Origin of the sequence: Nostoc sp. PCC 7524, from assembly GCF_000316645.1 — a bacterium.
Lineage (GTDB): Bacteria > Cyanobacteriota > Cyanobacteriia > Cyanobacteriales > Nostocaceae > Trichormus.
On the sequence record NC_019684.1, the window covers coordinates 1,709,670 to 1,735,878 of the forward strand.

General features: G+C 42.5%; 23 protein-coding genes. 14 read left to right on the top strand and 9 right to left on the bottom strand.

What is annotated here, in order from left to right; translation table 11 throughout:
- The first annotated feature begins 644 nt into the window (after positions 1–644).
- From NOS7524_RS06625 to NOS7524_RS06635, 3 genes are all read left to right on the top strand, one after another.
- Complete coding sequence (locus NOS7524_RS06625; RefSeq protein ID WP_015137707.1) at positions 645–1,010, top strand: hypothetical protein; 366 nt, start codon at positions 645–647, stop codon at positions 1,008–1,010.
- A 283-nt stretch (positions 1,011–1,293) separates the two neighbouring features.
- The gene (locus NOS7524_RS06630; RefSeq protein ID WP_015137708.1) at positions 1,294–1,680 is read left to right on the top strand and encodes a 6-pyruvoyl trahydropterin synthase family protein; all 387 of its coding nucleotides are present in this window, start codon (positions 1,294–1,296) and stop codon (positions 1,678–1,680) included.
- Positions 1,681–2,673: 993 nt separating this feature from the next.
- Entirely contained in the window at positions 2,674–2,892 is a 219-nt protein-coding gene (locus NOS7524_RS06635; RefSeq protein ID WP_015137709.1) for a hypothetical protein, read from the top strand.
- Between the two features lie 66 nt (positions 2,893–2,958).
- Here NOS7524_RS06635 and ribD read toward each other — a convergent pair whose 3' ends face one another.
- The 4 genes from ribD to NOS7524_RS06655 form a co-directional block, all read right to left on the bottom strand.
- Positions 2,959–4,164 carry a bifunctional diaminohydroxyphosphoribosylaminopyrimidine deaminase/5-amino-6-(5-phosphoribosylamino)uracil reductase RibD gene (gene ribD, locus NOS7524_RS06640; protein WP_015137710.1) on the bottom strand — a complete coding sequence of 402 codons (1,206 nt, stop codon included), beginning with the start codon at positions 4,162–4,164 and terminating at the stop codon, positions 2,959–2,961.
- A gap of 165 nt (positions 4,165–4,329) precedes the next feature.
- Positions 4,330–4,935 (bottom strand): rod shape-determining protein MreD, encoded by a 606-nt coding sequence (gene mreD / locus NOS7524_RS06645; protein ID WP_041555600.1) that lies wholly within the window; start codon positions 4,933–4,935, stop codon positions 4,330–4,332.
- A gap of 17 nt (positions 4,936–4,952) precedes the next feature.
- Positions 4,953–5,774 (bottom strand): rod shape-determining protein MreC, encoded by an 822-nt coding sequence (gene mreC / locus NOS7524_RS06650; RefSeq protein WP_015137712.1) that lies wholly within the window; start codon positions 5,772–5,774, stop codon positions 4,953–4,955.
- A 92-nt stretch (positions 5,775–5,866) separates the two neighbouring features.
- Positions 5,867–6,874: a rod shape-determining protein gene (locus NOS7524_RS06655; protein WP_015137713.1), complete on the bottom strand. Its 1,008-nt coding sequence runs from the start codon at positions 6,872–6,874 to the stop codon at positions 5,867–5,869.
- A 370-nt stretch (positions 6,875–7,244) separates the two neighbouring features.
- Between NOS7524_RS06655 and NOS7524_RS06660 the strand changes: the two genes are divergently transcribed.
- Positions 7,245–7,604 carry a single-stranded DNA-binding protein gene (locus NOS7524_RS06660; RefSeq protein WP_015137714.1) on the top strand — a complete coding sequence of 120 codons (360 nt, stop codon included), beginning with the start codon at positions 7,245–7,247 and terminating at the stop codon, positions 7,602–7,604.
- Positions 7,605–7,658: 54 nt separating this feature from the next.
- Here NOS7524_RS06660 and NOS7524_RS06665 read toward each other — a convergent pair whose 3' ends face one another.
- Complete coding sequence (locus NOS7524_RS06665; protein WP_015137715.1) at positions 7,659–8,405, bottom strand: SIMPL domain-containing protein; 747 nt, start codon at positions 8,403–8,405, stop codon at positions 7,659–7,661.
- A gap of 508 nt (positions 8,406–8,913) precedes the next feature.
- Here NOS7524_RS06665 and NOS7524_RS06670 point away from each other — a divergent pair.
- The 4 genes from NOS7524_RS06670 to murI all read left to right on the top strand — a co-directional run bounded on the left by NOS7524_RS06670 (position 8,914) and on the right by murI (position 15,844).
- Positions 8,914–10,293 (top strand): cation:proton antiporter, encoded by a 1,380-nt coding sequence (locus tag NOS7524_RS06670; RefSeq protein ID WP_015137716.1) that lies wholly within the window; start codon positions 8,914–8,916, stop codon positions 10,291–10,293.
- 529 nt (positions 10,294–10,822) lie between these two features.
- Complete coding sequence (locus NOS7524_RS06675; RefSeq protein ID WP_015137717.1) at positions 10,823–12,664, top strand: N-acetylmuramoyl-L-alanine amidase; 1,842 nt, start codon at positions 10,823–10,825, stop codon at positions 12,662–12,664.
- A 321-nt stretch (positions 12,665–12,985) separates the two neighbouring features.
- Entirely contained in the window at positions 12,986–14,833 is a 1,848-nt protein-coding gene (locus NOS7524_RS06680) for an N-acetylmuramoyl-L-alanine amidase (protein ID WP_015137718.1), read from the top strand.
- Positions 14,834–14,962: 129 nt separating this feature from the next.
- Entirely contained in the window at positions 14,963–15,844 is an 882-nt protein-coding gene (gene murI / locus NOS7524_RS06685) for a glutamate racemase (protein WP_015137719.1), read from the top strand.
- A 128-nt stretch (positions 15,845–15,972) separates the two neighbouring features.
- On the opposite strand, the gene NOS7524_RS06690 is transcribed toward murI, so the two are convergent.
- Complete coding sequence (locus NOS7524_RS06690) at positions 15,973–16,170, bottom strand: hypothetical protein (protein WP_041555601.1); 198 nt, start codon at positions 16,168–16,170, stop codon at positions 15,973–15,975.
- Positions 16,171–17,092: 922 nt separating this feature from the next.
- On the opposite strand from NOS7524_RS06690, the gene sds reads away from it, so the two are divergent.
- Positions 17,093–18,064 (top strand): solanesyl diphosphate synthase, encoded by a 972-nt coding sequence (gene sds, locus NOS7524_RS06695; protein WP_015137721.1) that lies wholly within the window; start codon positions 17,093–17,095, stop codon positions 18,062–18,064.
- A 105-nt stretch (positions 18,065–18,169) separates the two neighbouring features.
- On the opposite strand, the gene NOS7524_RS06700 is transcribed toward sds, so the two are convergent.
- A complete protein-coding gene (locus NOS7524_RS06700) occupies positions 18,170–18,643 on the bottom strand; it encodes a hypothetical protein (protein ID WP_015137722.1) in 474 nt (157 codons plus the stop codon).
- 208 nt (positions 18,644–18,851) lie between these two features.
- Between NOS7524_RS06700 and hetZ the strand changes: the two genes are divergently transcribed.
- The 5 genes from hetZ (at position 18,852) to gmk (ending at position 25,072) form a co-directional block, all read left to right on the top strand.
- On the top strand, positions 18,852–20,057 hold the full coding sequence (hetZ, locus tag NOS7524_RS06705) for a heterocyst differentiation protein HetZ (RefSeq protein ID WP_015137723.1): 1,206 nt from the start codon (positions 18,852–18,854) through the stop codon (positions 20,055–20,057).
- Entirely contained in the window at positions 20,050–21,027 is a 978-nt protein-coding gene (locus NOS7524_RS06710) for a hypothetical protein (protein ID WP_015137724.1), read from the top strand. The genes hetZ and NOS7524_RS06710 overlap by 8 nt, the downstream gene beginning before the upstream one ends.
- 363 nt (positions 21,028–21,390) lie before the next feature.
- Positions 21,391–23,718: a transglutaminase TgpA family protein gene (locus tag NOS7524_RS06715; RefSeq protein WP_015137726.1), complete on the top strand. Its 2,328-nt coding sequence runs from the start codon at positions 21,391–21,393 to the stop codon at positions 23,716–23,718.
- A gap of 306 nt (positions 23,719–24,024) precedes the next feature.
- Positions 24,025–24,291, top strand: coding sequence for an extracellular matrix/biofilm regulator RemA (gene remA, locus NOS7524_RS06720; RefSeq protein WP_015137727.1), 267 nt, complete (start codon positions 24,025–24,027; stop codon positions 24,289–24,291).
- A gap of 181 nt (positions 24,292–24,472) precedes the next feature.
- Positions 24,473–25,072 carry a guanylate kinase gene (gene gmk, locus NOS7524_RS06725; protein ID WP_015137728.1) on the top strand — a complete coding sequence of 200 codons (600 nt, stop codon included), beginning with the start codon at positions 24,473–24,475 and terminating at the stop codon, positions 25,070–25,072.
- A gap of 162 nt (positions 25,073–25,234) precedes the next feature.
- Here the strand turns inward: gmk and NOS7524_RS06730 are convergent, their stop codons facing one another.
- Together NOS7524_RS06730 and psaJ are read right to left on the bottom strand one after the other, a co-directional pair.
- A complete protein-coding gene (locus NOS7524_RS06730; protein ID WP_015137729.1) occupies positions 25,235–25,753 on the bottom strand; it encodes a photosystem I reaction center protein subunit XI in 519 nt (172 codons plus the stop codon).
- Between the two features lie 272 nt (positions 25,754–26,025).
- Positions 26,026–26,175, bottom strand: coding sequence for a photosystem I reaction center subunit IX (psaJ, locus tag NOS7524_RS06735; RefSeq protein ID WP_015137730.1), 150 nt, complete (start codon positions 26,173–26,175; stop codon positions 26,026–26,028).
- Positions 26,176–26,209 lie beyond the last annotated feature (34 nt).

Genomic DNA, 26,209 nt, shown 5'->3' on the forward strand with positions numbered 1-26,209 from the left:
GAGAATAGACAGGAAACAGCTATTTGCTAGTTATTAATAATTTGGTTTTGGATGAATATCAAATATGCACTGCAAAATAGCTAACTCCGCATATAGGAATAAAAAAATTCATAAACAGATGGAGTTGCTTTGCTGTTAGCTGCAATATGTCAGTTGTTTAAGTGAGTTTTTAAAGATTGATAGTGTTAGCTGATCAATACCATTGTTTTGTATAAATAACTAATAACTTTTATTTTCATAGATATTTACAACAGATTTTAGATGTATCCATAATTTAATCACATTACATACTGATCCGATTTTTAAGTATTTATAAAATTATTATGGCAAACGTCGCATTTTGGGTAGTTCACGCTGCTGTTAATGCAATTATTTCATGATAATTATGCTAAAGCCGCAATAAGCTTACGTAAAAAGTGTAACCCATGTTGCTACTTAGGTAACTGACCAGGGAAAACGCACTTGAATTTAAAGTGATAGTGAATAATACTTGTTAGAGCTAAATAAATTTGCTGTATCTGCGATCGCATCCCCAGCGCATCCCCAGCGCATCCCCAGCGCATCCCCAGAGTATCCCATGAGATGCCTCTAATTCAAAATGCCATATAACTATTGCCAATAAAGTATGCGTTGCTCATCTAATTGTGCAGATTAACAGCGATGAACCGCAACAAGTTCAATATAGTGAACGTCTCCCTTTGAAATCTGGAGATACCATGAAAATTTTAAATGTAAATTATTGCATACCAACTAAAGTAAAACTCAACAAATTAGAAGCGAAAGCATATTTATTTAAAGATAGTATCGAGACTTATGAAAATATGTTATCAACTCCTAGCACCTTCCCCACTCATACAGGTTGTCACAATATCAGCAACTTTCCCAAATCATGGCAAATAGCAGCAGGACAACACCGAGTTACCATTCCTATAATTAGGTATGATGGAAGTCGTAGAGTAGTTGACAAAAGTTTTTATTTTAACTTAGATGTTGGTCAGTCACGCCAGTAGGGTGCGTTGAAGCAACACGTAACGTACCACTATCATACGGTGCGTTACGGCTAGATATCATTGCTCATACGCCTAAATGATCACATAGCCGTAACACACCCTACTTAATATTTAGTTGATATGTATTTACCTTGCTGAATATTGTGTAATCTTTACAAACACACTCATCATCTAGAGGATTTAATCAAGTATTAAGCAATAAGTGTAAATACATTATTGTTCACTCTCATAATATAGAGAGATATGAAATTAATTTAATAATCAACTACGAGGTTGTATTAAAATGCCTAAATGGAAAGTTGTAACAGAATTTACCTTTAATGCTGCCCACTACATCAGAGATTATAATGGCCCCTGTGGCCGGATGCACGGGCATAATTATCAAGTCCGCATAGAAGTTACATCTACACAATTACACGCTTCACAATATTGTCCACACCCGGTAATGGTAGCTGATTTTAGAACTTTACGCTGGGCAAAACAAGACTCTACAAAAGGAGGACTTGATCATGGTGTTCTCAACGAAGTCATGCCTGCTGAATATGAAACAACCGCAGAGATGATTGCTAAATATATCTACGATGAAACGAAAAAGCGAGTACCGCCAGATGTGCAGCTAAAAGTTCATGTTTCAGAAACACCTAATAGCTGGGTAGAATACGAAGATTGATGTAGTCAGGGCTGACGCAACTGGCATATTCGTAGGGTGCGTCAGAGTTGAGTTTTTCGTGATTGTCAACAGATGTTTGGCATCTGACGAACCCTCACCTTACTAATACCAATTCACTGAAATCATAAGGGCAGGGTTGGAGAGCGGTGTACCCCATTTACTTGCAAAACACTGTATAAAGTCGAGGTTAGTAATAGGATGTTTGAAAAGTCCCTAGTGATGTAGCAAATATTTTTAGATCCCCCTAAATCCCCCTTAAAAAGGGGGACTTTGATTCTTATTCCCCCCTTTTTAAGCTATGCGTTACCCACATCTTTCTTTACAATCTTAAAACCCTTGCTCTATAAGCATCTTAAGGACTGAAACTTTAAGCATACTTGACAAATTATCATTTATTCTTCTCGCTAAAACAGTGTTTTTATTGAGAATGAAAAACGAACGAATCAGGGTTCTAGAGACGTGAGTTCATACTCTCGAAATGTTAAGAAAGATGTTTATAATGGATAGCTTTTTAAGGCGGGTTAGGGGGGATCTGAATGTACTTAAAGTCACAGCCGAACACTTTTCAAACACCCTCTTAAAATCATTATTTATCAGGGTGTATAATTGTTCATAACTTACCCTAATATTTATTTGCTAAACACTTTTAATAACAATTAATTTGCTATATAGTGCTAATATTTATATATACAAAATAAATCTTATAGTTTAATAATTATATTAGGGCAATATTCCATAAACAATCTTGGCTAATATCACACACATTTATTATTTTTTATGCTATTAAGTTCACGCCTAAACCAAAAATCTGAATTTTTGTTAATTTATGTAAACTATGTAATGTAGTAGCCTGATTCTTAAACTTAATCAAGTTTTAAAACCCTATATTAAGTTTTTAATAATACTTGTCTCAGCTTGTAGGTTAATGACGTGATCTGCTGTTGTAATTGTGTAATGTGAAAACAGCTAGGCTAATGATTAAATCGAGGTCTGATGACTCCTAAAATTCTGCGTCAGCTTTGGGCTATAGTTGAGAACTCCCAAACCAAAACCCTCTTGCAGATGGATGATGCTAGCTTGGTGCAATGGCTAGCAAACCAAATGACCATGCAAGTGTTGTTAGATGCCCACGAAACTGATTTTTTGGTTGACTACATTCAATCTCGGCTCTCTTTGATACGTGATATTGCTTATGATAGACAGTGTTCATAGTCACAAATCGCCTATTAAATAGTCCATAGTCAATAGTAATGACTATTGGCTATGAACTACTGTCTATTAATGCTTTTGAGGTAAATAACCTTCTACCAAACAATCAGAACCAACGACGCGCCAACGGACACGTTCTAAAAGCAATGCCTCAGTCATCGTAGTCAAACCTAAGTCACCTACAGGTGTGGGTGCATGATTACCACCAATTATTTTTGGGGCAATAAAGGCTAAGATTTTTTGTATTGCGCCTTGAGCGATCGCACTAGCGGCTAGTGTACCACCACATTCCCACAGCACACTACAAAAACCTCGCTCATACAAACAATCCATTGCTGCTTGCGGTGTCAACGCTGGTAACTCTACCACCTCTACCCCTTGATGCAGCAAAAATTTTTGCAAATCTAAATTAGCACCTACTTCCGTCAATACCAAAGTGGGAGCATCAGAAGTTTGCCACAGGCGGGCATCTGTCGGCAAATTCAGCCGTCGGCTCATCACCACTCGTAAGGGATTATGCGCCCCCTCCTGATGGCTAGTTAAATAGGGATTATCTTGACGGACTGTATTACCACCTACAACCACAGCATCACAAGCCGCTCGCAGTTGGTGAACTTCACTCCTGGCAGCCTGATTTGTCACCCAAGCACTATGACCAGAAGTAGTGGCAATTTTACCATCTAAAGTCATGGCATATTTTAAAATCCCCAAAGGTCGTTTGTGAAGAATGCGGTGAACAAACGCCTCATTTAGCTGTTGACAGGCTGGCGTTTCTACCCCCACCAACACCTCTACCCCAGCCGCACGCAACCGAGCAATACCACCGCCAGCAACCAAAGGATTGGGATCAACCATCCCCACCACCACCTTAGCCACACCAGCCGCAATTAAACCCTCCGAACAAGGGGGGGTACGTCCGTAGTGATTACAAGGCTCAAGATTGACATATACAGTAGCGCCACGAGCCAAGTCTCCGGCGGCTCTGAGGGCAAAAACCTCTGCATGAGGTTCACCTGCACGGGGATGAAACCCTTCCCCCACAATTTTCCCATCTTTAACAACCACTGCCCCCACCAACGGATTCGGTGAAGTGCGTCCCAAAGCCCGGCGGGCAAGTTCCAAACACCGTTGCATCATAGCGCGATCAAAGTCGCTACCTACCTGTTGCGGCGTTGGTGAATCAGAACCAAGGGGCGATCGCGCTAAAAATTCATCTTGCTGATTATTATGAGGTTGGTATGCACCTGCTTGAGCAACCACTGGAAAGTTATCCATAATTTTGGGCAATACTGTAAATATTCTGCACGCTAACTGCTCATATAGCGATACTTACACATTAATATTCCAGGGTTCATTGTTGGAAAATAGGGATTGGGGAGTAGGGGAAGCAGGGGAAGCAGAGGGAGAAAAACTATTGCCTATTGCAAGAGTGCCTATTGCCTATTGACTATTAACCATTTTCATTTTTTGCCACCAACTATTGAGGGGATAATACAACACAGGGGCCCAAAGACTACTAAGAATAGCAGAAGCTAAGGTGACACGCTGATAGTATGACCAGATGTATTCTGTGGAGCGATCGCCTGCTAAAGTTAATAGCAACCCAAACACAGTCTCCGCCACAATTACCATCACAAAGACAATTAAGGCAATAGAAATAAAATCTTCTTGGATAAATCGTTGTTTTTGCATCATCCCGGTGATCAATCCCACTAATCCCAAAGTGATGGCGTGGGAAGGTTCAGGTGATGTCATGGCATCCTGAAGTAAACCTAAAACAATGCCTGCGAAAGTTCCTGCCCAAACTGAACGATTAATACTCCAAGCTACCACCCAAATTAACAGCCAATTAGGCCCAATCCCCAATAATTCCATACCGGGAAATCGCGTTGGTAACAATAGCAAACACAAAACCACAGATCCAAATGTCACTGCCAAATCTAGCAGATGCAACAAACCCGGATGCCAATCCGCCAATCTTCTTGTTTGGAATTTGCCTCGGCGCTGTGGTGGTTTTGGCTTACCACTCAATGAAGGTATCTTCACCATTTTGAAAGACTTTTCTAATTAGACTTTGGCGTTGTTGGGGTTGCTGACTGCTGGTTTTCCAAATCTGGGTTTTGCGGTTTGGGATATACAGTTACCCAATCGAGTGTTCTGATTGGTGGAAATAGTTCAACCCTAGCTATGGAAGCTGGCAGTTTTTTCAAATCTAGAGATTTGATGCGCCCTACTGGTACGCCTGCCGGAAACCTCTGACTATACGTAGATGTAGAAACTAAGTCTCCCACCTTCACATTTGGAACTTTTTCATAAAACTCCAACACAGCTTCCGCAGAAGAATCTCCCCGTAGTACCCCCTTGGTAGAAGTGCGGCTAATGGTTACACCCACTTGACTTTTCAAGTCACTAATTAACAATACACGGCTAGTGTTGGCAGTCACACTTTCTACCAGACCAACTAATCCGCCCTCAGTCTTCACGATATAGCCTGATTGAATACCCGCCTTTGAGCCACGGTTGAGAGTTACCTGTTGCCACCAATGATCAGCACTTCTCCCTACAACTCTGGCAGGAATTGGTCTTAATGCCAACGGTTCTTTCTCAACATAACCTAATAAATCTTGCAGTTTTTTGTTCTGAGTTTCCAACTCGGTGATCCGGGTTTGTAACTCCATGAATCGAGCATCTCGAAGCAGTTCTTCTTGACGTTCTTCTGGAGTTATCCCTGTCTGCAACATCTGCAAAGGACGGGTAATCATCTGATACGCTTCCATTAAAAACTCTCCCTGAGTCTGGCGTAGCATCCAAGCACCACCCAAAACTAGAGCCAGTAGACCAACCTGTAACCTTTTGCGATCCCACCAACGACGTACTGTTACCATACCTGTTTCTATAAATTCCAAAGATACTGGATTCTATTTATATAGAACCCAAATTAACCCCAAATAGAACCCAATATCTAAATATTTTTGAGTTACATATTGCGAGAGCGTCCACTAAACACGCGTTCTAGTTGTTTGAAGTTTTCTAGCACTCTACCTGTTCCTAACACAACGCAGCTGAGAGGATCGGCGGCAATGTGGGTGACAATTCCGGTTTCATGGCTAATGAGGGTGTCAATCCCTTTGAGCAAAGCCCCACCACCAGCTAACATGATACCTCTATCAATAATGTCTGCTGCTAGTTCCGGTGGAGTCCGTTCCAGTGTCCGCTTCACTGCTTCGATAATCACAGATAGCGGTTCTAACATACTTTCGCGGATTTCCGGGCCTTTGATGGTGACAGTTCTAGGTAAACCAGACAACAGGTGTAAACCTCGGACTTCCATGATCGCATCATCATCATCATGGGTGGGGTAGGCAGAACCAATACGAATTTTGATGTCCTCAGCTGTCCGTTCCCCAATTACCAAGTTATGCACCTTTTTAAGATACATGATGATGGACTCAGTTAATTCATCACCGGCGATGCGTACTGATTCGCTGATCACAGTCCCTTGCAGACTCAGAACGGCCACTTCTGTAGTCCCACCACCGATATCAATAATCATGTTGCCAGTTGGTTCGGCCACTGGTAATCCGGCACCAATTGCGGCTGCTACTGGTTCATCAATTAAATATACTTCTCTAGCCCCGGCTTGGGCTGCCGCATCCATCACTGCTCGCCTTTCTACACCAGTCACACCACTGGGTATACCAATGACAATCCGAGGTAATATTAAAGACCGTCCTTCATTGACTCGTTGAATAAAGCTTTTCAACATCAACTCAGCCGTATCAAAGTCAGCAATGACACCATCGCGTAAAGGCCGCAAAGCAATCACATTACCAGGTGTACGACCAAGCATTTTTTTAGCTTCTTCACCTACTGCTAAGGCTACCTTTTCATTTTGATCGATCGCGACTACAGAAGGTTCTTGGAGTACAATACCTTTACCAGATACATAAACGAGGGTATTGGCAGTACCGAGGTCGATACCCATATCCCATGATGAGCGAAAGTTCCTGAACAGACCCACGCGTCTCTACGCCCCCTAATTTGCGATAATTCTAGACTACAACTGTTAAAGCGAATCGTGCTGGATTCTATTATTTTTTTGCTCCAGAGTCCAGCCCAATACACTATTTTCTGATCACTTGCTGTAATTCCTACTCAGTCTTAGGCATTTACGTCTTTGATATTCTGGGACGAATTTAGTATATCCGTAGATTTTTTCAGTTTCACCAAGTAATTTTGCTCATTTTTATACCTAATTTTGTTGTTAATTTTTTAACGCATTTGCAATAGAGCGACAATTCGCTATGATCAAAGTCAATAGCAAATAAGTACGCCCGTACTAAAAGGTAAAGCCAATGAGTATTAATATAGTCACCCTAGTTGGTCGGGTAGGCACTGACCCAGACATTAAGTATTTTGAGTCTGGTAGCGTCAAGTGTAGATTAACACTAGCAGTAAAACGCAGAACCCGTAATAGTGATGAACCTGATTGGTTCACCTTAGAACTGTGGGACAAGACAGCAGAAGTAGCTGGTAATTATGTCCGCAAAGGTAGCTTAATTGGCATCAAAGGTTCCTTAAAGTTTGACACATGGAGCGATCGCCAAACTGGAGCTAACCGTTCTACACCAATTATTAGAGTAGACCAACTAGAACTACTAGGGTCTAAGCAAGACAGAGACGGAGGCAGCGACTACTCCCCAGAACATTTTTAAATAAGAGGCAATAGTCATTAGTCCAAAGCAATACTAATGACTATTGACTATTGATTAATAACTAATTTGCAAAGTCACCGATGCTTCAACTTCTTGTTCACCACCAATTACAGGTGTGGACGCATCAACTTTAGCTATCTGAGCCGCCTCAGCACGATATAACATTGGGGGTGGAGGTGCAGTTGCACCACCGACTTGAATACTCACTACTTCTTTGGCTTGGAGTCCCAAGCTGCTAAAAACAGCACTGGCTTGCTGTTGAGCATCTTGAGTAGCTTCTTTTAAAGCTTGTTGCCTAGCAGCTGCGATCGCTTCATCTGTAGCCACAAATCGAATACCATTAATTTGGGTTGCACCTGCTTTCACCGCTTCATCTAACAGTGTCCCAGCTTTTTCTGTAGGAATCCGAAAACTCACAGTGTTACTAGCCGCATATCCAGTAATGCGCTGCACATTGTTGGTGTAACTGTAAACAGGGTTGAGACGGATACCAGTGGTTTGTAATTTTTCCACATTGCGACTTTTTAGTAAAGCCACCACAGCCGCAGACCTACGGGCGGCTTCTTGTTGTACCTCTTGAGCAGTTTTCCCTTGAATTTCCACACCCAGACTTACTTCCGCCACAGTTGTGGGAATTGATTCTTCACCGCGGCCTGTAACAGTTAAAGTCCGCCACACTTTTTCTTTTTCTTGTGCCAATCCAGGCTGCACAAAAGTTACACATATCAACAATGCTAGTGGTAAAGTTTGCCATAATTTCCCAGCACGCCACTGAGAACCTAATAAAGCAGTTCTACGCATAAGATAATTTGCACTCCTCATTTACAGATACTTTGAATAAACCGTATCTAGCAGTTTTCCATTAATTATTAATAGTCAACATCTGTCATGAGATTTGTCTCCATCTCATGTAATGACTCGATACGATGTGTATGTTCCTACTGTGGCATTACCATAGTCAAAAGCTAAAACGGTTACATTTTTGGAAACTAAAAAAGTAGATTTCAGCCTCCAGATTCATGTGTTTATTTATCCCACCCTTTTCATTGACAAGCGACACTAGGGACTGCCAGAGAAAAAATATTCCAAATGTAGGGTGCGTCAGTATAAATAATTTTTTGGTGTAGTTAGGTTTTCTCACACTGACGCACCCTACTAAACTGTCAATTCTGAATAATTTATTTTTTTGTATTCCCCTAATTAAGGTACTTCTGTCAGTCACTTACATTTATTTCATCTATCCCAGAGTTAATTTCCAGAAACAAGTAACAATGAAATAGAAGGATGTTCACGTAACAACGCTTAACAAATGCAGTTTTTCAGTGCAATCAACCTCTCGTTTCCTCTGCTGGCGAGTACAACCGAAGCCGCAGACAGTTCAATGGTAGTAGCTGCTGTACTTCTGAGTTTGGTGGTCATTTACCTAGCCAGTAAAGTTGGTGGAGAGTTTTCTAGCCGTATAGGTTTGCCACCAGTTTTAGGCGAACTCGTAGGTGGCGTAGTGGTAGGTATTTCTGTTTTGCACCTGTTAGTGTTTCCTGAAGGTGGTGCAGACAGTTCTAGTTCTCTAATCATGACTTTCCTGCAAACCACAGCTGGTTTAAGTCCTGAAGCCACACCAGCAGTATTTGCAGCACAATCAGAGGTTGTCTCCGTTTTAGCAGAATTGGGTGTGATCATCCTGCTCTTTGAAATTGGCTTAGAGTCGAACTTAAAAGACTTGATGGCTGTTGGTATCCAAGCCACGATTGTAGCCATCGTGGGTGTAGTAGTACCCTTTACGGCTGGTACTGTCGGTTTAATGGCCTTGTTTGGCATCGACGCTGTACCCGCCATTTTTGCTGGTGCGGCTTTGACTGCTACCAGTATTGGGATTACTTCTAAGGTGCTATCAGAATTAGGTCGGCTCAACTCCAAAGAAGGGCAAATCATTCTAGGTGCGGCTGTCATTGACGACGTATTAGGAATTATCGTCTTAGCAGTAGTTGCCAGCCTAGCTAAAGATGGTGCGGTAGATGTAGGTAATGTCATCTACCTGATTATTAGTGCTAGTGGTTTTCTGCTGGGTGCGATTGTGCTAGGCAATGTTTTCAATACAAGCTTTGTCGCGATCGCTGATCTACTCAAAACAAGAGGCGGATTGGTCATCCCAGCATTTATCTTCGCCTTTGTCATGGCATACTTTGCTGCCATTATCCACTTAGAAGCCATTCTCGGCGCTTTTGCCGCAGGTCTAGTCTTAGAAGAAACAGATAAGCGCAAAGAACTACAAAGGCAAGTTTGTCCTATTGCCGATATGCTAGTACCTATTTTCTTTGTCACTGTGGGTGCGAAAACTGATTTGGGCGTATTAAACCCGGCTATTCCCACCAATCGAGAAGGTTTAGTTATGGCAACTTTCCTGATTGTCGTGGCTATTGTTGGTAAAGTGATCACAGGCTTCAGCGTCTTTGGTCAGTCCCAAGTCAACCGCCTAGCGATTGGTGTGGGTATGATTCCCAGGGGTGAAGTCGGATTGGTATTTGCTGGTGTCGGTGCTGCCAGTGGCGTACTATCTAAACCACTAGGGGCGGCAATTATCATGATGGTTATTCTGACAACCTTTTTAGCCCCTCCTATGTTAAGGTTTGTTTTTCCAGAATCAGATAAAGTGGCTGAAGATTCAGAACAGCTGATTTTAGAGGAATAGTGAATAGGGGATAGGGAACAGAAAGCATCCCAATCCCCAGTCCCCAATCCCCAATCCCCTGGAAACTTCTTTACTCTATACTCCGTCCCCTGAAATTGTTTATTTTATTTGTTGTCCCATTGCTACTATCATTTGGAATGTTATTTGTTGCCAGTTGTCTCTCACTTCTGTGTCCTAATCTAGATGTTTGTGCAGCAATTTAAAAATAGTAACTGCCAATTTGCCATATCAGTTAATGCTAGTTGGAGTTTTGACCACAAAAATTCAATTGCCAAAATTAATGAAATCAATATGAATCTCTGGCAAACTCAGTGTTACATCTGATGCTGTGTAGGGAAACTTGTATGTCCTGATAGTCAGGTAAAAATTGCGGGCATACTGAAATTCTAAGCTATTAAATCGCTTTTTTATACTAGCAACCCAGTCAGAGAAGATATCAAAACTCAAAATTAAGTGGTGAAGGTGTGACGACTTACCAATATGTTGAGATATTGATGACTCTCATGAATGCGAATCAGGAGAAAGAATTGTGAAATTACACTGGCTACTATCTGGTACTGTTGGAACTGTCATGTTACTGTCGTCGCCAGCATTGGCAACGAGGTTGGATTCCTGGCGCTTTGATGCCAATCAAAACCGTCTGGAAATTAATACCGCAGGCGCTGTCCAACCCAAAGCACAACTGATTTTCAACCCCACACGTTTAGTCATTGATTTGCCAGGGGTAACATTTGGGCGGCCACAGTCCACACAACAGATAGGTGGTGCCATTCGTGCTGTCCGGGTGGGTCAGTTTGACCCCCAAACTACACGTATCGTCGTCGAACTAGCTCCTGGTTATACTCTCGACCCCCAACAGGTAAAATTCGTCGGTATTACTGCCAGTCGTTGGTCTGTCCAGTTACCAACCCCAACGCGTGAGCAAGCAGAGTCTTCCTCGGAAAATGTTTACAATGTAGTGACTCTAGAATCTGAGGCTCAACCAGAGTTTTCCAACAATGTTGTCAGTGCAGCCGCCGGGACAACTCAAGTAGAAAGTTTACAAGTGACTGGGGATGGTTTTTTTGTCCGCACCAGTGGCGGGAATCCTAATACTAACGTCATTCGCAGCCGCGATCGCACTACCATTTTTATGGATATCGCTGGTGCAACTTTATCATCACGTCTCAAGCAGCGCAATATTACTGTTAACCGGCATGGTGTCAGCCGCGTAGAACTCACCCAACTACAAACCCGCACGCCCTCTGTTCGCATAACTTTGCGGGTAGACAAAGATAGTCCAGACTGGCGAGTTACTAAAAGTAGTGCGGGCGGTTTGGTAGTCCTCCCCACTCGTGTGGTGAGATTGCCTGGAAATGATAATAATAATGATTCTGATAATTCAGATAATATTACTGTACCTAGCAGACCACCTGCAAGTAACGCCGTAGCTACGATTCAATCTATTGATTTAGCTGATAACCAATTACTCATTCGTGCTGATCAAGCTGTATCTGCTACCAGTGGATGGGATAGAAATACAGGCCTTTTCCGCATCGCTATCACAAACGCTAAGTTAGCCCCTAATGTTAAAGGCCCGACTTTTAAAGCTAATAGTCCGATCCTACGCGTCCGGTTGCAAACACAAAACCCCAATACTGTAATTGTGTTAGTCCAACCAGCCGCAGGAGTGCAAATTGGCGCACTCAATCAAGTTGGGAACCAGCTTTTGGCTTTGGAATTACAAGGCTCACGCCGAGCCATCGCCACACCGCCTTTACCTCCCATCCAAGGACAAATACCAGATCCTAGAAATCCCCAACCCATTACCCAACCTTCACGTCCTACCCCCAGAGGTAGGGTTATAGTCATGATTGATCCTGGACACGGTGGCAAAGATCCAGGAGCCATTGGCATTGGTGGAGTGCGTGAAAAAGATATCATCTTACCCATTAGCCAACGCATTGCTCAAGTTTTGCAACAAAACGGTGTGCAAGTCATTATGGCCAGAAATTCTGACTACTTTGTGAGCCTACCAGGACGAGTCCAGATGGCAGAACGGGGCAGGGCTGATGTGTTTGTTAGTATCCACGCGAATGCCATCGGCGGAGGAAGATCAGATGTTAATGGTTTGGAAACCTATTATTACGATAGTGGTTTGGGTTTAGCCCGCGCAGTTCATAATAGTATTCTCCAAAGTGTGAATGTCAGAGATAGAAGAGTCCGACGGGCGAGATTTTATGTCCTCAGAAAGAGTTCTATGCCTTCGATTCTGGTGGAAACAGGTTATTTAACCGGTCGGGAGGATGTGGTAAAGTTGCAAAATCCCGCCTACCAAAACCAAATGGCAGATGCGATCGCTCGTGGTATTCTTCAATACTTAAGAAGATAAGTATAATTAAAAGCATTTTAATTGGTAAAAATGCTTAATTTGTCTGACCTAAAAAACCACACTTCGCAGTTCCCTGGAAATGATTCGCATTGACACATACATCAGTCTACATCCAAACAACAGACTGGAAAATCTATGTAGACAATACAATGGCAAAATTCCCAGAGCGTGCTAGAATATTACGCCATTAGATAAATGTGTTTTTATACCAGCGCAACATTTGATGGCAGCAAGCTCAAGTTGTAATGATGATGGTGTGAGGATTTGCCAATATGTTGAGATATTGATGACTCTCATGAATGCGAATCAGGAGAAAGAATTGTGAGATTACACTGGCTACTAACCGCTACTGTGGGAACTGTCATGTTACTGTCGTCGCCTGCATTGGCAACGAGGTTGGATTCCTGGCGCTTTGATGCCAATCAAAACCGTCTGGAAATTAATACCGCAGGCGCTGTCCAACCCAAAGCACAACTAATTTTCAACCCCACACGTTTAGTTATTGATTTGCCAGGGGTAACATTTGGACAGCCACAGTCCACGCAACAGATAGGTGGTGCCATTCGTGCTGTCCGGGTGGGTCAGTTTGACCCCCAAACTACACGTATCGTCATCGAACTGGCTCCTGGTTATACTCTCGACCCCCAACAGGTAAAATTCGTCGGTATTACTGCCAGTCGTTGGTCTGTCCAGTTACCAACCCCAGAAATTGAAAATACAGCCTCTGCCTCGGAAATCGCCCAGCAACCAGAAACAACTACTCCACCATCTTCCAGAAATATTTACTCTGTTACGCCCAATCCACAAGAAACAGAAGTCAACACCGTCGCTTCCGTAACTCAACTGGAAAACTTACAAGTTACAGGAGATGGTTTTTTCATCCGCACTCGTGGCGGTAATCCCCAGATGCAAGTCAGTCGTACTGAGGATAAAAAGGTGATTAATATCGATGTTGCTGGTGCATCTTTATCACCAAATCTCAGACAGCAGGATTTTCCTGTCAATCGTTATGGTGTCAGTCGCATTCAATTTACCCAGCTACAAAACCGACCCCAATCTGTACGCATTACCATGCAGGTGGATCAAAATAGCCCTGATTGGGGGGTAAGCACCAGCAGTATAGGTGGCTTTGTGGTTCTGCCGAATAGAAGTGTAGCCAGATTACCAAACCAGAATACTACAACCGACTCCCCAGCTATCATCCAATCGGTAGAACTAGCTGATAACGGTACACAACTATTGATTCGCTCTGACCAACCTGTATCAGCCAAAAGTGGTTGGGATAGAACCTCCGGATTGTTTCGCATCACTATCAACAACGCTAAGTTAGCAGCCAGAGTCAAAGGCCCAGCTTTCACTGCCAATAGTCCAATTCTCAGGGTACGGTTGCAACCCCAAGCACCGAATACAGTAGTGATTTTGTTGCAACCAGCCGCAGGAGTACAAATCGGAGAACTCAATCAACTTAGCAACCAACTTCTAACACTAGAGTTACAAAGTTCACGGCAATTTACGCCCCCAGTAGCTTTACCACCTTTACCATCAACTAATCAAACTCAATTACCCAGTACAAATCTAGATAATCCCATAACGATATCTCAGCCTGTACCTCGCACCCCTGTTCCTAGAGGTAAAGTTTTGGTAGTTATTGACCCTGGCCACGGCGGTAAAGACTCTGGTGCGCCTGGTTTGGGTGGATTATTAGAAAAAGATGTAGTGCTACCGATTGGTCGCAGGATAGCTGAGATTTTGGAACAGAATGGCGTGCAAACTGTACTAACGCGGGATGCTGACTTTTTTGTAGAACTCCAGGGTAGGGTAGATATTGCCGAGCGAGTTAATGCCACAGTTTTTGTCAGTGTTCATGCGAATTCTGTAGAGAATCGCCCTGATGTCAATGGTTTAGAAGTCTACTATTACGAAAGTGGTTATGCTCTAGCGGAATCAGTCCGTAAAAGTATTCTGCAAAATATTGGCACTATTAAAGACAGAGGTACACGTAAAGCTAGATTTTACGTCCTCAGAAAGAGTTCTATGCCTTCGATTTTAGTGGAAGCAGGCTATATGTCTGGCCGGGAAGATAATCCTAGATTGGGTTCACCAGAATATCAGAATCGGATGGCAGAGGCGATCGCCCGTGGGATTCTGCAATATTTAAAGAGAGGCTAAAAGTTTTATTAAAATTAAACATATAGTACAAATGATGAGTTGGTGTACATACAGAACTTAATGGTCATTTTGCAAATTGTCTGCTAAATTCTGTATTTTAAATCCCCAAATTTCAATCAGTATCTGCCTGTGTATTCATCTTCCGGCTTTGAAGGTAATCTTTATAATTTCTCAGACCAAGAGCCTCAACGCGCTCCTATTGGTGTTTTTGATAGTGGTGTGGGTGGGCTGACGGTGTTGCGTCAACTCTATCGCCAATTACCTAACGAATCAATTATTTATTTCGGAGATACCGCTAGGCTACCTTACGGTATTCGTTCGCAAGCAGAGATTTTACAGTTTGTCCGCGACATCCTGGACTGGATGCAACAGCAACGCGTCAAAATGGTGATCATGGCTTGCAACACCAGTTCTGCTCTCGCACTAGACATAGTGCGTGAAGAATACGACATTCCTATTCTTGGTGTCATTCTTCCTGGAGCCAAAGCAGCTGTACAACAAGGTAAGCGTATTGGTGTCATCGCCACGCCAGCCACAGCTAAAAGTAATGCCTATAAACACGCCATTTTAGAAATTAATCCTGATGTGGAAGTCTGGCAAGTCGGCTGTCCCGAATTTGTCCCACTCATTGAGCAAAATCGGATTCATGACCCCTACACCACTGAAGTAGCTAGGTCTTATCTCGAACCTCTGCTCAAACAAGACATTGATACTTTAGTGTACGGCTGTACTCATTATCCCCTGCTCGCACCAGTGGTGCGATCGCTCGTTTCTCCCCAAGTCACAATCATTGATCCTGCGGTTCATGTCGTTACAGCCTGTCACCAAGAGTTAGAACTACTAGGCTTAAGCAACACCCACCCACCCCTACCCACTCGCTTTGTTGTAAGCGGTTCTCCGCAACAGTTTGCTCAATCTGGAGTCCAGTGGCTAGGTCATACCCCAATGGTTGAGTCCGTAGAGTTTGCTAGTCTTCCCATTTCCCAACTCCAGCAAGATTTCGTTGGGTGAATTTAGTTAATAGTCACAAGTCCACAGCCCATAGTTCATTATTTCTCAGGATTTACGCACAAATTAGTTACTTGTATCATCCACAGCTATTGATTTCTGCGCGACTTCTAATGACTATTGGCTAATGACTATTGACTATTAACTATCTCAGTCACTTTTGGCGTTAGAGGTAATTCCTCTGACTCTTTTTCTAAAAGCACTCTAGAGGCATTCTCATCAGCAGGTTTTTTGCCAATGCGCTTGGCTAAACCCAATAGTAAGTAGACAGTGAACAAGTAACCTGCCGCTAAAATAAAAATCATCATAGGCATATTTCCATACATCATTGTTCCACCAGCACCTTGTTTCACACATAATCAAATTGCGTAAAATTAGCAGAAACTTAACCAACCAAGTAATAACTCAGTGGCTGTAGTATGTTATTCCAAACTTTTCCATAGAGTTATAAGTCTCTACGGGCAAAGAATTTAATATTGAATTGTTTGCAGACCATACATCCGACGACAAGCATTGAATTGCCCAACAGCAACCCAACACTGCACTCCTCAGCAGCCTACCTAGTCTGCTTTATTTTTGCTGACAACTTGATCCTAGGAGCTATACTTACGCTCAACGCAAGTTGAAGTTTCATAGCAAATGTTCTCAAGAAAATTGCCATGCTCCTAGTTAAGAGTCTTTCGCCACAGCCACAATCTCAGAAAATGCTTTCTTAAATTTCGCTTTGACGAACTGCTATTTATGACTCACAACACCAAGAGAGTAATATCACTGAAAAAGTGATCTACTACTGTTGTGGGGTGAATACCTGAAAAATTTAAAATCCCTAGATTATAGCGTAACACAACAAAGCTAACTTTGAGGCTAAATTTCAAATTTTCTAACTGCTTACAGAGGCACACAAGAGCTTAATTTATACATAAAAATATCTAATATTTAACAGCTATTACTTGGATTAAGTATATATACGTCTAAGTAGGTATTGTTTATTGTGCAAAATTAGAGTTGATAAAAATATTCTTTGATTAAAAAAGAATTTATGGGCAAGTCACTTAGTAATTTTTATAACATATTGAGATAGAATGGTAACAATACTTAAATCAAATTAATTCTCAAGCTTGGAAGTACCCTAGCTCCTCGCCGCTATTTTCAGTATTCTTATGAGCAAAACTTTGCGCTGGCACAGGCTTATCTTAGAATAAACATTAGGATATGTAAACTTTCGTAACTAAAGTCAGAGTCCGCCCATCCATGACCCCAGCCACCTCCCTGTTTACCCCTGTGGAAGCAGACCTGCAAATACTAGCCGATAACCTCAAGCAGCTAGTTGGAAATCGCCACCCCATTCTGTTTGCAGCCGCCGAACATTTATTCGGGGCTGGGGGAAAGCGTATCAGACCAGCGATCGTGCTGCTGATATCGCGGGCGACAATGTTAGATCAGGATATTACACCCCGTCACCGTCGGCTAGCAGAAATCACAGAAATGATTCACACTGCTAGTTTGGTACACGACGATGTAGTAGACGAATCAGAAGTACGGCGAGGCGTTCCCACCGTTCACAGTTTGTTTGGTAATCGCATTGCGATTTTAGCTGGAGATTTTCTCTTCGCTCAATCTTCCTGGTATTTAGCGAACCTAGACAACTTGGAAGTGGTGAAACTACTTTCAGAAGTCATCATGGATCTCGCTACCGGGGAGATTCAGCAAGGATTAAATCGCTTTGATACCAGCATTTCACTAGAGACCTATCTCCAGAAAAGCTACTACAAAACAGCTTCGTTAATTGCCAACAGTGCAAAAGCGGCGGGAATACTGAGTGAAGTTTCCTCAGAAATTGCCGAACATATGTATGCCTATGGTCGTCATCTGGGGATAGCCTTTCAGATTGTTGATGACATTTTGGATTTCACTAGCACCGCCGACACTTTGGGTAAACCAGTAGGGTCGGATCTCAAAAGCGGTAATCTCACAGCGCCCGTGTTGTTTGCTCTAGGAGAAACACCCTATCTAGAAGTGTTGATAGAGCGAGAATTTGCTCAGGCGGGAGATATAGAGCAAGCACTGGCTTTGGTTCAAGATAGTCAAGGTATACAAAAAGCACGGGATTTAGCGGCTCATCATACCAAGCTAGCAATTGACCATCTAGCTGCACTCTCAGCTTCAGAATCTCACCAAGCGTTAATCAACATCGCGGAGTATACACTAAGTCGCTTATATTAGGTAATCTTAAAATTTGCGATTTTGAGTAGAAATTTTTGGAGATTTTTGAGACTGAAATTTTTGGATGTTGGAGTGTATTGAAAAAATCCAACATCCAAAATTTTTTTAAGCAATATCGGGGGGTATATTTTTCCTGGAACGCTGCTGTTGTAACTGTGTTTGTATGAGTTTTTGGAAATCAGAACGCTGGATTTCATACGAGTGAGTGGTCGTACCCGGCGTTTCCAAAAAAACGATACTATCTACGGGTTCTAATGCCACCAGTTGGAACAAAATATGGGTTGCGGGAACAATTTTAGCTACGAGTTGAGGGTCTAGCCCAGCAGGTGAAATTAGGGTGACATCCTGTATGGTAGGGAAAGCGTAAACAACACGCTTTTCAATTCCTCGGTTGGCACGATTACTCAATGTAGTTACAACCCAGCTGCCCTCCAAATTTTGGAGAATATAGTATTGGGAATAGCGTAATTTTTGAGCGATCGCCACCAGCGTAGGAGCAATTGCTGCAACAAGATTTGGTGTTACACCATCGTCGGGTGCATTGTTAATCAGCAATTGAATTTGTGCTTCTAAATCCATAATTACTTGTCAACGTCTGTTGGGTAATGGCAATAACATTTATCGAAATGTGATTAATCCCATTTGAGTTGGGAATAATAAACTCAACCACATCCTTAACAAAGGATTTGGTATGCGTTTAGCTTATACGCAAAACTACACAGCCAATACCTACAGTTGTCGCAAGTTCTATTTAATTTATGTATAGGGTCTTTTGAAAACCGAGACTATGAATTCAGCCGCAACAGCAACTATTCCAACCGCAAATATCCTGGAAGACAATACTATCGTTGTGGAGGCAATATTCCAACTTGCCTACAAAGAGTTTCAGCAATTCACCAAAGCTTCAGATCAGAATTGCCGCGATGTAGCGCAACGCATCACCAACGAAGTACATCGGATTTGCAATGAAAGTAAACGTATTCAAGCTTCCGGTGCCGTAGAAAACTCGGCCATGACCCTGGCTAAACATAGACTGCAACAGTGTTTGAGATACTATCAATTGGGTTCTAATCGAGGCAGAGTTGAATTACACAGTACACTCAGTGCCATTATTTATCGTTACATTAATCCTCCCCAGCGCCAATTAAGTTATCAAGGGCGGCTGACTATCATAGAAGATTTTCTACAAAGTTTTTATTTAGAAGCCTTAAACGCCTTCCGTCGGGAAAACCAACTCGGCCCCACCTATCGTCCCCAAACCCTCCTCGAACTGGCTGAGTATATGGCGTTTACAGAACGTTACGGTAAGCGGCGGATTCCCCTCCCAGGTCGTCAACAGCAGTTGATTATTCTCCGCGCTCAAACTTTTTCCCAACAGCAACCTCCAGAAACTAGCGTAGACATCGAACAAGCCGCCGAAGGTAGCAGCAATGAAGGCGATGGTTCCTGGGAAGAACCAGCCGTACAGCAGTTGCGTTCAGCAATGGCTACCCAACCAGAACCCGAACCAGAAGAAGATACACTCCGCTCCGTTGTGATTACGGAATTAATGAGCTATCTGGAGCAACGCCAACAATCCGACTGTGCTGATTACTTTTCACTCCGTCTTCAAGATATGTCAGCCCAGGAAATTGAAAATGTTTTAGGATTAACACCACGTCAGCGAGATTACTTACAACAACGCTTTAAGTATCATTTGATTCGGTTTGCTTTGCTACATCGATGGGAATTAGTACACGAGTGGCTAGAAGCTTCTTTACAGACAAATTTAGGCTTAACTCCTCAGCAATGGCAAGCCTATAATACCGAATTAGACGAGAAACAGAGGGCTTTACTAGAGTTGAAGCAGCAAGGACAACCCGACGACAAAATCGCCAAAACTTTAGGGTTATCAATGGCACAACTACAAAAACGGTGGTTTAAAATTTTGGAACAAGCTTGGGAAATTCGTAATTCCTTAGTGTCCGGATCAGGTGCATCTACTCATGAATAGTGACTCAGAATCCTTACAATGCTACCTACTCCGTTTATTGGCAAGTAATGTCAACAAACATGAGATTGATTTGGTAGATTGTGAGGAAGTCTACGAGGGAGAAATCCTTCTCAATCAAGTTGACACTACAAAAGTAGGTCAACCAATGTTGGGAAGGCAACCCCAAACCTTTCTATTGGGAGAAATTCCTACTGTGCAAGAACGTTTTCAAGCCGTTATCAAGCGTCGGTTACAAATTCACATCGAAAACCACCCACCTTTGTTTCCTTGGGAAACACAAGTAGTAGACTACCCAGATACTTTTGACGAACCATCACTGGTGTTTACCCCTAATTGGGGGTGGATGGCACAGCAATCAAAGCTGAATCTGCCCATCCCCCTACCAGAGAAAGTTTTTCAAGAATTATTAGCAAAATGTCAACAGATGGTGACATCTTCGCTACCTATAGGGGCAAAATTAGTACAAGTGGTGGAAGGCTTGTTTCCCAACGAGTCCTACTCAATTAACAATCTCGCTGGTTTGGTGCTAAGAAGCAGCTATCGGTCTGCGGATACTCTGGATGCAATGCCCAATATGCAGAGTGATTACTCAGATTTAGGGGCGCATCAACAAATGGCGCTGTCTTTAATGGCAGCGAAACAACTGTTAGATAACCTCACCTTACCAGTTTCACCCAGCAATCCAGTAGTAGAAAGACTCTGGTTGACTAGCGCAGGTGCGTTAACTCTGAGAGTAGAACACCATTCCCAAGGTGAAATGACACAGTTGCGTGTTTATGGTGATTTACCTACTCAAGGAATTTTGACACTGCGTGGTAATGACTCCATAGCAATGGCACAGTCATCGATTCCTGGTAGCTTGAGTGTAGAAATATCCTGCAAGCAACTACACCCAACTTACACTTTAGAAGTTGAGTGTCCAGAGCTTGATCAAGAACCGTTGTTGTTTGTAATTAATCCCACAATCTAGCTGAGATTACCATCGCTAGCACACCATGATTGATCAACACCAATAGATAAGAAAATTATCGTGGTTTTGCATCTAATATTTTTCTCAACAAGCGGTCATTAGGGCTTCTACAATCACCCGCAAAGAGAATGAAAATTTACAAGACATCTATGACTCCCAAAGGTTACTTTCGGGGAGTTCCTGTTTTCTTTAAGGAACTTCCCGAAAGTTTGTCTCTATCAGTCAGAGCTTATACAATGGGACTCTTCGTTATCGGAGGGTCTAGGGGTGTGAGGATTTTGAGTGCCTATACCCCTGACCTCAAACCTTAAATTTTGTGTAAGTTCTATCAGCATCTACTTTATCGCTTCGCTGGAATTAGAAATGTTTAATTTAACCAGGTTGAATCGATTTTGGCATCTACCTGTAAGTCATAACTGGCGACATCATCACCAGGGATCGCCATTACCGGAAGTAGAAGATTCTATTTCCTTGCGGGTATTAGTGCTAGCGTTGGTAATCACAGGGATTGTGGCGATGGATATTGCCTCCGAGACTACATTTAGTCTGTGGGCAATACCACTGAGTTTATTGGGTGCAGTTTGGAGTTACTACCGTCGTCGTCAAGCTAATGTCACCGTCAAGTTTTGCATTGCTATCGGGATGTTGATGGCTTTGGGTGCTTTCTTTGGACGGTTGTTTGGCGAATTGAATGATACACGCTTGGCTTTGGCTGAGTTATTAATTCAACTGCAAATCCTGCATAGTTTTGATGTGCCTCGGCGCAGAAACTTGGGCTATTCCATAGTTATTGGTTTGATTTTATTGGGTGTGGCGGCAACGTTGAGTCAAACGTTAGCATTCGCACCTATATTATTATTATTTTTAGCGATCGCATTGCCGACGTTAGTAGTAAATTACCGTTCACAGCTAGGACTAAATCAGTCAACAGTTAAAAGTCCAAAGTCCAAAGAATTTAAATTATCTCAACGCTTACCTGCTTATTTTTTACTATTTACTGTAGTTGTGGGGTTGGGGTTGGTCGTATTTGCATTTTTACCCCGCTTCCCTGGTTATCAACTGCGGACTTTTCCTGTAAGTTCTCCCATTGAGGTGAAAGGCGGCTTTACTGGTCGCACTATTATTAATCCCGGTTATGTCCGCCAAGGTAATGCGGAAAATCAAGGTAATGGTAATAGTGTAGAACCAGGTGACAGTGGTCAACCAGGCAAGGTAGATAGCGGTTTTTATTACGGTTTTAATAGCAAGATTAACCAAAACCTGCGGGGAGAGATGAAACCCCAAGTGGTGATGCGGGTGCGATCGCAAGCGGAAGGATTTTGGCGGGTGCTGGCTTTTGATCACTACACAGGTAAAGGTTGGGAAGTTTCCCGCAATGATGATGTCACCACTATCAAGCGATCGCCTTGGTCTTATCAGATTCATTTATCTCCACCCGCTATCTCTGTCAAAACCAGGGAAGTAGTACAGACTTACACTGTAGTTTCAGATTTACCCAACCTAATTCCGGCGATGTCGTATCCTAGGGAAATTTATTTCCCTACACCTGTGATCGCCGTTGACAAGGAAAATGGCTTGCGATCGCCTGTGGGATTATCGGAAGACCTCACCTATACAGTAATTTCTGATGTACCATACCGCGATCGCACTTTATTAGGCAAAGCTACTACAAATTACCCGCGCAACATCGAAAAGTATTATTTGCAAATACCCCCAGAAATTGCCCCCAAAGTTAGACAACGTACCGCAGAAATTTTAGCTAACTACAATCGGGAACGAGTCGGGAAATCTGAGAAAACCTTAGATTCAGCCTATGAAAAAGCTCTGTATTTAGCACAATACATCAAGCAAAATTATTCAATTCCTGAAAATCCCTTAGATTTACCTTATCTGGATGAAAAAGACGACTTAGTAGAAGCGTTTTTATTCAAACATAAAGGCGGCTATCCAGACCACTTCTCAACTGTTCTCACAGTCATGCTACGTTCCATTGGTATTCCGGCGCGGTTAGTAGCTGGGTTTGGTGCAGGGGAATTTAATCCTTTTACGGGGATGTATGTAGTCAGGAACACTGACGCTTATGCCATGACGGAAGTTTATTTCCCTAAGTATGGCTGGTTTACCTTTGACCCCATCCCCAATCATCCCCTGATTCCACCTTCCATCGAAGAAACTCAGACTTTTAGTGTGTTGCGGCAATTTTGGCAATGGGTAGCTGGGTGGCTACCTTCACCTGTGACAGGTTTTCTTAACAACGTAGTTGGAGCAGTATTTAGCTGGATGGGGAAAGCGATCGCTTGGTTTTTCGCTTTATTTACTCAAGGTTGGGTAGGTATATTAACTGGCTTAATTTTGTCCACTACCACCGCTTTTTTCAGTTGGCTAGGTTGGATGCAGTGGCGACAGTGGTTGAATCGTCGCCGCTTGAGTAAACTACCCCCAATGGAACGTCTGTATCAACAAATGCTGCAATGGACATACCAAAAAGGTTTAGGTAAACATCCAGCACAGACACCTTTAGAGTATGCCCAAGCATCATCACAACATCATACTCCGGCAGAGGCTCAGGTAATAAATGAGATTTGCCAAGCTTATGTTAGTTGGCGTTATGGAGGTAATACTCCGAACCTACATCAACTGCGACAAAAATGGCAGCAGATGAAAAATTCTCACCGCCATCAGACACAATAACTTAAGGAAATAATATTGATAATCTTCCCCAAAATATTAATATCTTGGGGAAGATGACGCTATTGGCAAATTACTTTTAGATACTATTAGTAATTAAACGTAGCACTACCTCTGATTGGTATAGTTTTTCCTGTCTCTTGAGGCATATTTTATGGCAATTTAAAGGAGAAACTCTTGAAAAAAGCGGCTGTTATCAAAAAACTCAATTTAGCTAGATTGAATGCGTTGTAACTCCCATTTTTTAGGGATAACATGGGAATTAATTCATTACTAGCTTAGTACACCACATGGGGTGTCAGTCTTTTTATGGAGATACAGTTAATTAACATTGGGTTTGGTAACATCGTCTCGGCCAACCGAGTTGTTGCCATTGTCAGTCCAGAATCTGCCCCGATTAAGCGGATTATTACCGATGCTAGGGACAGAGGTCAGCTAATTGATGCCACTTATGGTCGCCGGACTAGGGCTGTAATCATCACCGATTCCAGTCACGTAATTTTATCGGCGATTCAACCAGAAACAGTAGCTAATCGCTTCGTGATTTCTAGGGAGCATCATACGGTAGAGAATTGATCAGGGGTAGGAGTAAAACCCCACCTCTATTTGCACCACATCAGCAGTACCATGTGAATTAGATAGGTTTTCTGTCACTCGTGCTACAAATTCGTGAGTTAAGGATTGCCCTGGCAACACGTATCAGATTAAATTACTAATCTACGCATGATGTATTTTGATTAATTCACAGGTTTAACGGATGATGCAAGTTTTACCCATCCAGAGTTGTGCTACTACCACAGAAATTGCTTTGTCAGGCAAACTAATTGTTTTAACCGGGCCTAGTGGGGTCGGTAAAGGTACTTTAATGCAATCGCTTTTACAGCGTCATCCGGAACTTTATTACTCTGTATCCGCAACGACTCGCGCCCCCCGCCCAGGGGAAATTGATGGCAAAAATTATTATTTTATTAGCCGTAGTAAATTTGAACAATTGGTTGCTCAAGGCGAATTCCTAGAGTCGGCAGAATTTGCTGGTAACTACTATGGCACTCCCCGTGAAGCTGTGCTGAATCAAATTCAGTCTGGCCAGTTAGTGCTACTAGAGATTGAACTAGAAGGAGCAAGGCAAATTCGTGCTTCCTTTCCTGAAGCTTTGAGCATTTTTATTTTGCCGCCTTCCTTTGAAGAGTTAGAAAAACGCATTCGGGGACGGGGACAAGATTCCGAAGCCGCGATCGCCCGTCGTCTACAACGCGCCCATGAGGAAGTGCAAGCGGCTGATGAATTTGATATCCAAATCGTCAATGATGATTTTGAAACTGCTCTCAACGCCATTGAAGCAGCTGTGTTTGCTTGAACAAGTTGATCAGCATCACACCCAAACATACCAAAGAATGAATTTTTGTGTCTTTGTGTTTCAGAAGCGATTTCTGACCACATAGGTATAGAGAAGTAATTAGGCATGGGTAATAGTCAAAAATTAATGACAATCACCAATGCCCAATTACCAACCAGTAAATTAGCCTATTAGACCTTGGATGATAGCCAAATTGCTGGTTAAGAAGTAGGCTACTACCGCACCACCAATACCACCAATTAAGAAAGCACTGGCGAAATTGTTCCAGCCTTCTTTGGAGCTAAAAGCGTCTGGAGTATTGGGTACAGTTACACTAGCAAGTGCTTTGGGTGGGTTGCTGTTAGCATACAAAGATAGACAAGCGGTAAGAATCACCACCAAGCCAATAGATGCCAGCAATCCAGCTAAGTTAGCATTAGTAGCATTACGCAGGGGGCCTAATTTAGCAAAGGGACCAAATAGCAGGTAGCCATGAGCCATACCTACTTCTAGTCCACGTCTAAAGGGAGTTAGACCAGGGCGATAGGCAGGCAAGTTATTGATGAACCATTTAACTAGGGGATAAGCATTAACTGGGGTTTCCAGATTACCGATTTGCGGATCGCGTCCGGCAGGAAAAACAACTTCCCGGTTTCTAGGATCGCTAGGAGAATTTTTTGATGCGTCTACTGCTTGCGCCATATTTTATGTTTGCCTCTCAAATAAGAATGGTGGCATTTTTATATTAATAATAATTGTAGCTAAAGATGTTTTTTGCTAGGCAAGTTTAGAAAAATTAATTTAATAATTGAAAAAATATAAAACTCGTAAGCTGTGACAGCATTACGAGGTTAAAAAAAACTAATTTTACTGCCTATTTGGGCGATTATTTACTTAATAAAATTAAGCAAATTAATCACACAATTTTAGGCAAAAAGCAACAGATGAAACTGTCTTAAAATCCCGGTTTCAAATTATGGTAGAGGATGGAAAAGTAAGTCAGGGAAAAAGCGATTAAATTCAATCAAAATACCTGCTGTGATTGTCAGCCAGATAGTAGCTGCAACAGGTGCGGTGGAAATAAACTTAATCAAATAGCTGCTTTGGTCAGTTTTGTCCGCCATGATGTTAATCTCCAAAAAAAGTGTGTGAACTAAG

Bases quoted from the DNA above. Each gene is read 5' to 3' on its own strand.
- NOS7524_RS06630 (WP_015137708.1), top strand. From the start codon at position 1,294: ATGCCTAAATGGAAAGTTGTAACAGAATTTACCTTTAATGCTGCCCAC.
- NOS7524_RS06635 (WP_015137709.1), top strand. From the start codon at position 2,674: ATGACTCCTAAAATTCTGCGTCAGCTTTGGGCTATAGTTGAGAACTCC.
- ribD (WP_015137710.1), bottom strand. From the start codon at position 4,164: ATGGATAACTTTCCAGTGGTTGCTCAAGCAGGTGCATACCAACCTCAT.
- mreC (WP_015137712.1), bottom strand. From the start codon at position 5,774: ATGGTAACAGTACGTCGTTGGTGGGATCGCAAAAGGTTACAGGTTGGT.
- NOS7524_RS06655 (WP_015137713.1), bottom strand. From the start codon at position 6,874: ATGGGTATCGACCTCGGTACTGCCAATACCCTCGTTTATGTATCTGGT.
- NOS7524_RS06660 (WP_015137714.1), top strand. From the start codon at position 7,245: ATGAGTATTAATATAGTCACCCTAGTTGGTCGGGTAGGCACTGACCCA.
- NOS7524_RS06665 (WP_015137715.1), bottom strand. From the start codon at position 8,405: ATGCGTAGAACTGCTTTATTAGGTTCTCAGTGGCGTGCTGGGAAATTA.
- NOS7524_RS06670 (WP_015137716.1), top strand. From the start codon at position 8,914: ATGCAGTTTTTCAGTGCAATCAACCTCTCGTTTCCTCTGCTGGCGAGT.
- NOS7524_RS06690 (WP_041555601.1), bottom strand. From the start codon at position 16,170: ATGATGTATGGAAATATGCCTATGATGATTTTTATTTTAGCGGCAGGT.
- sds (WP_015137721.1), top strand. From the start codon at position 17,093: ATGACCCCAGCCACCTCCCTGTTTACCCCTGTGGAAGCAGACCTGCAA.
- NOS7524_RS06700 (WP_015137722.1), bottom strand. From the start codon at position 18,643: ATGGATTTAGAAGCACAAATTCAATTGCTGATTAACAATGCACCCGAC.
- hetZ (WP_015137723.1), top strand. From the start codon at position 18,852: ATGAATTCAGCCGCAACAGCAACTATTCCAACCGCAAATATCCTGGAA.
- NOS7524_RS06710 (WP_015137724.1), top strand. From the start codon at position 20,050: ATGAATAGTGACTCAGAATCCTTACAATGCTACCTACTCCGTTTATTG.
- NOS7524_RS06715 (WP_015137726.1), top strand. From the start codon at position 21,391: ATGTTTAATTTAACCAGGTTGAATCGATTTTGGCATCTACCTGTAAGT.
- remA (WP_015137727.1), top strand. From the start codon at position 24,025: ATGGAGATACAGTTAATTAACATTGGGTTTGGTAACATCGTCTCGGCC.
- gmk (WP_015137728.1), top strand. From the start codon at position 24,473: ATGATGCAAGTTTTACCCATCCAGAGTTGTGCTACTACCACAGAAATT.
- NOS7524_RS06730 (WP_015137729.1), bottom strand. From the start codon at position 25,753: ATGGCGCAAGCAGTAGACGCATCAAAAAATTCTCCTAGCGATCCTAGA.
- psaJ (WP_015137730.1), bottom strand. From the start codon at position 26,175: ATGGCGGACAAAACTGACCAAAGCAGCTATTTGATTAAGTTTATTTCC.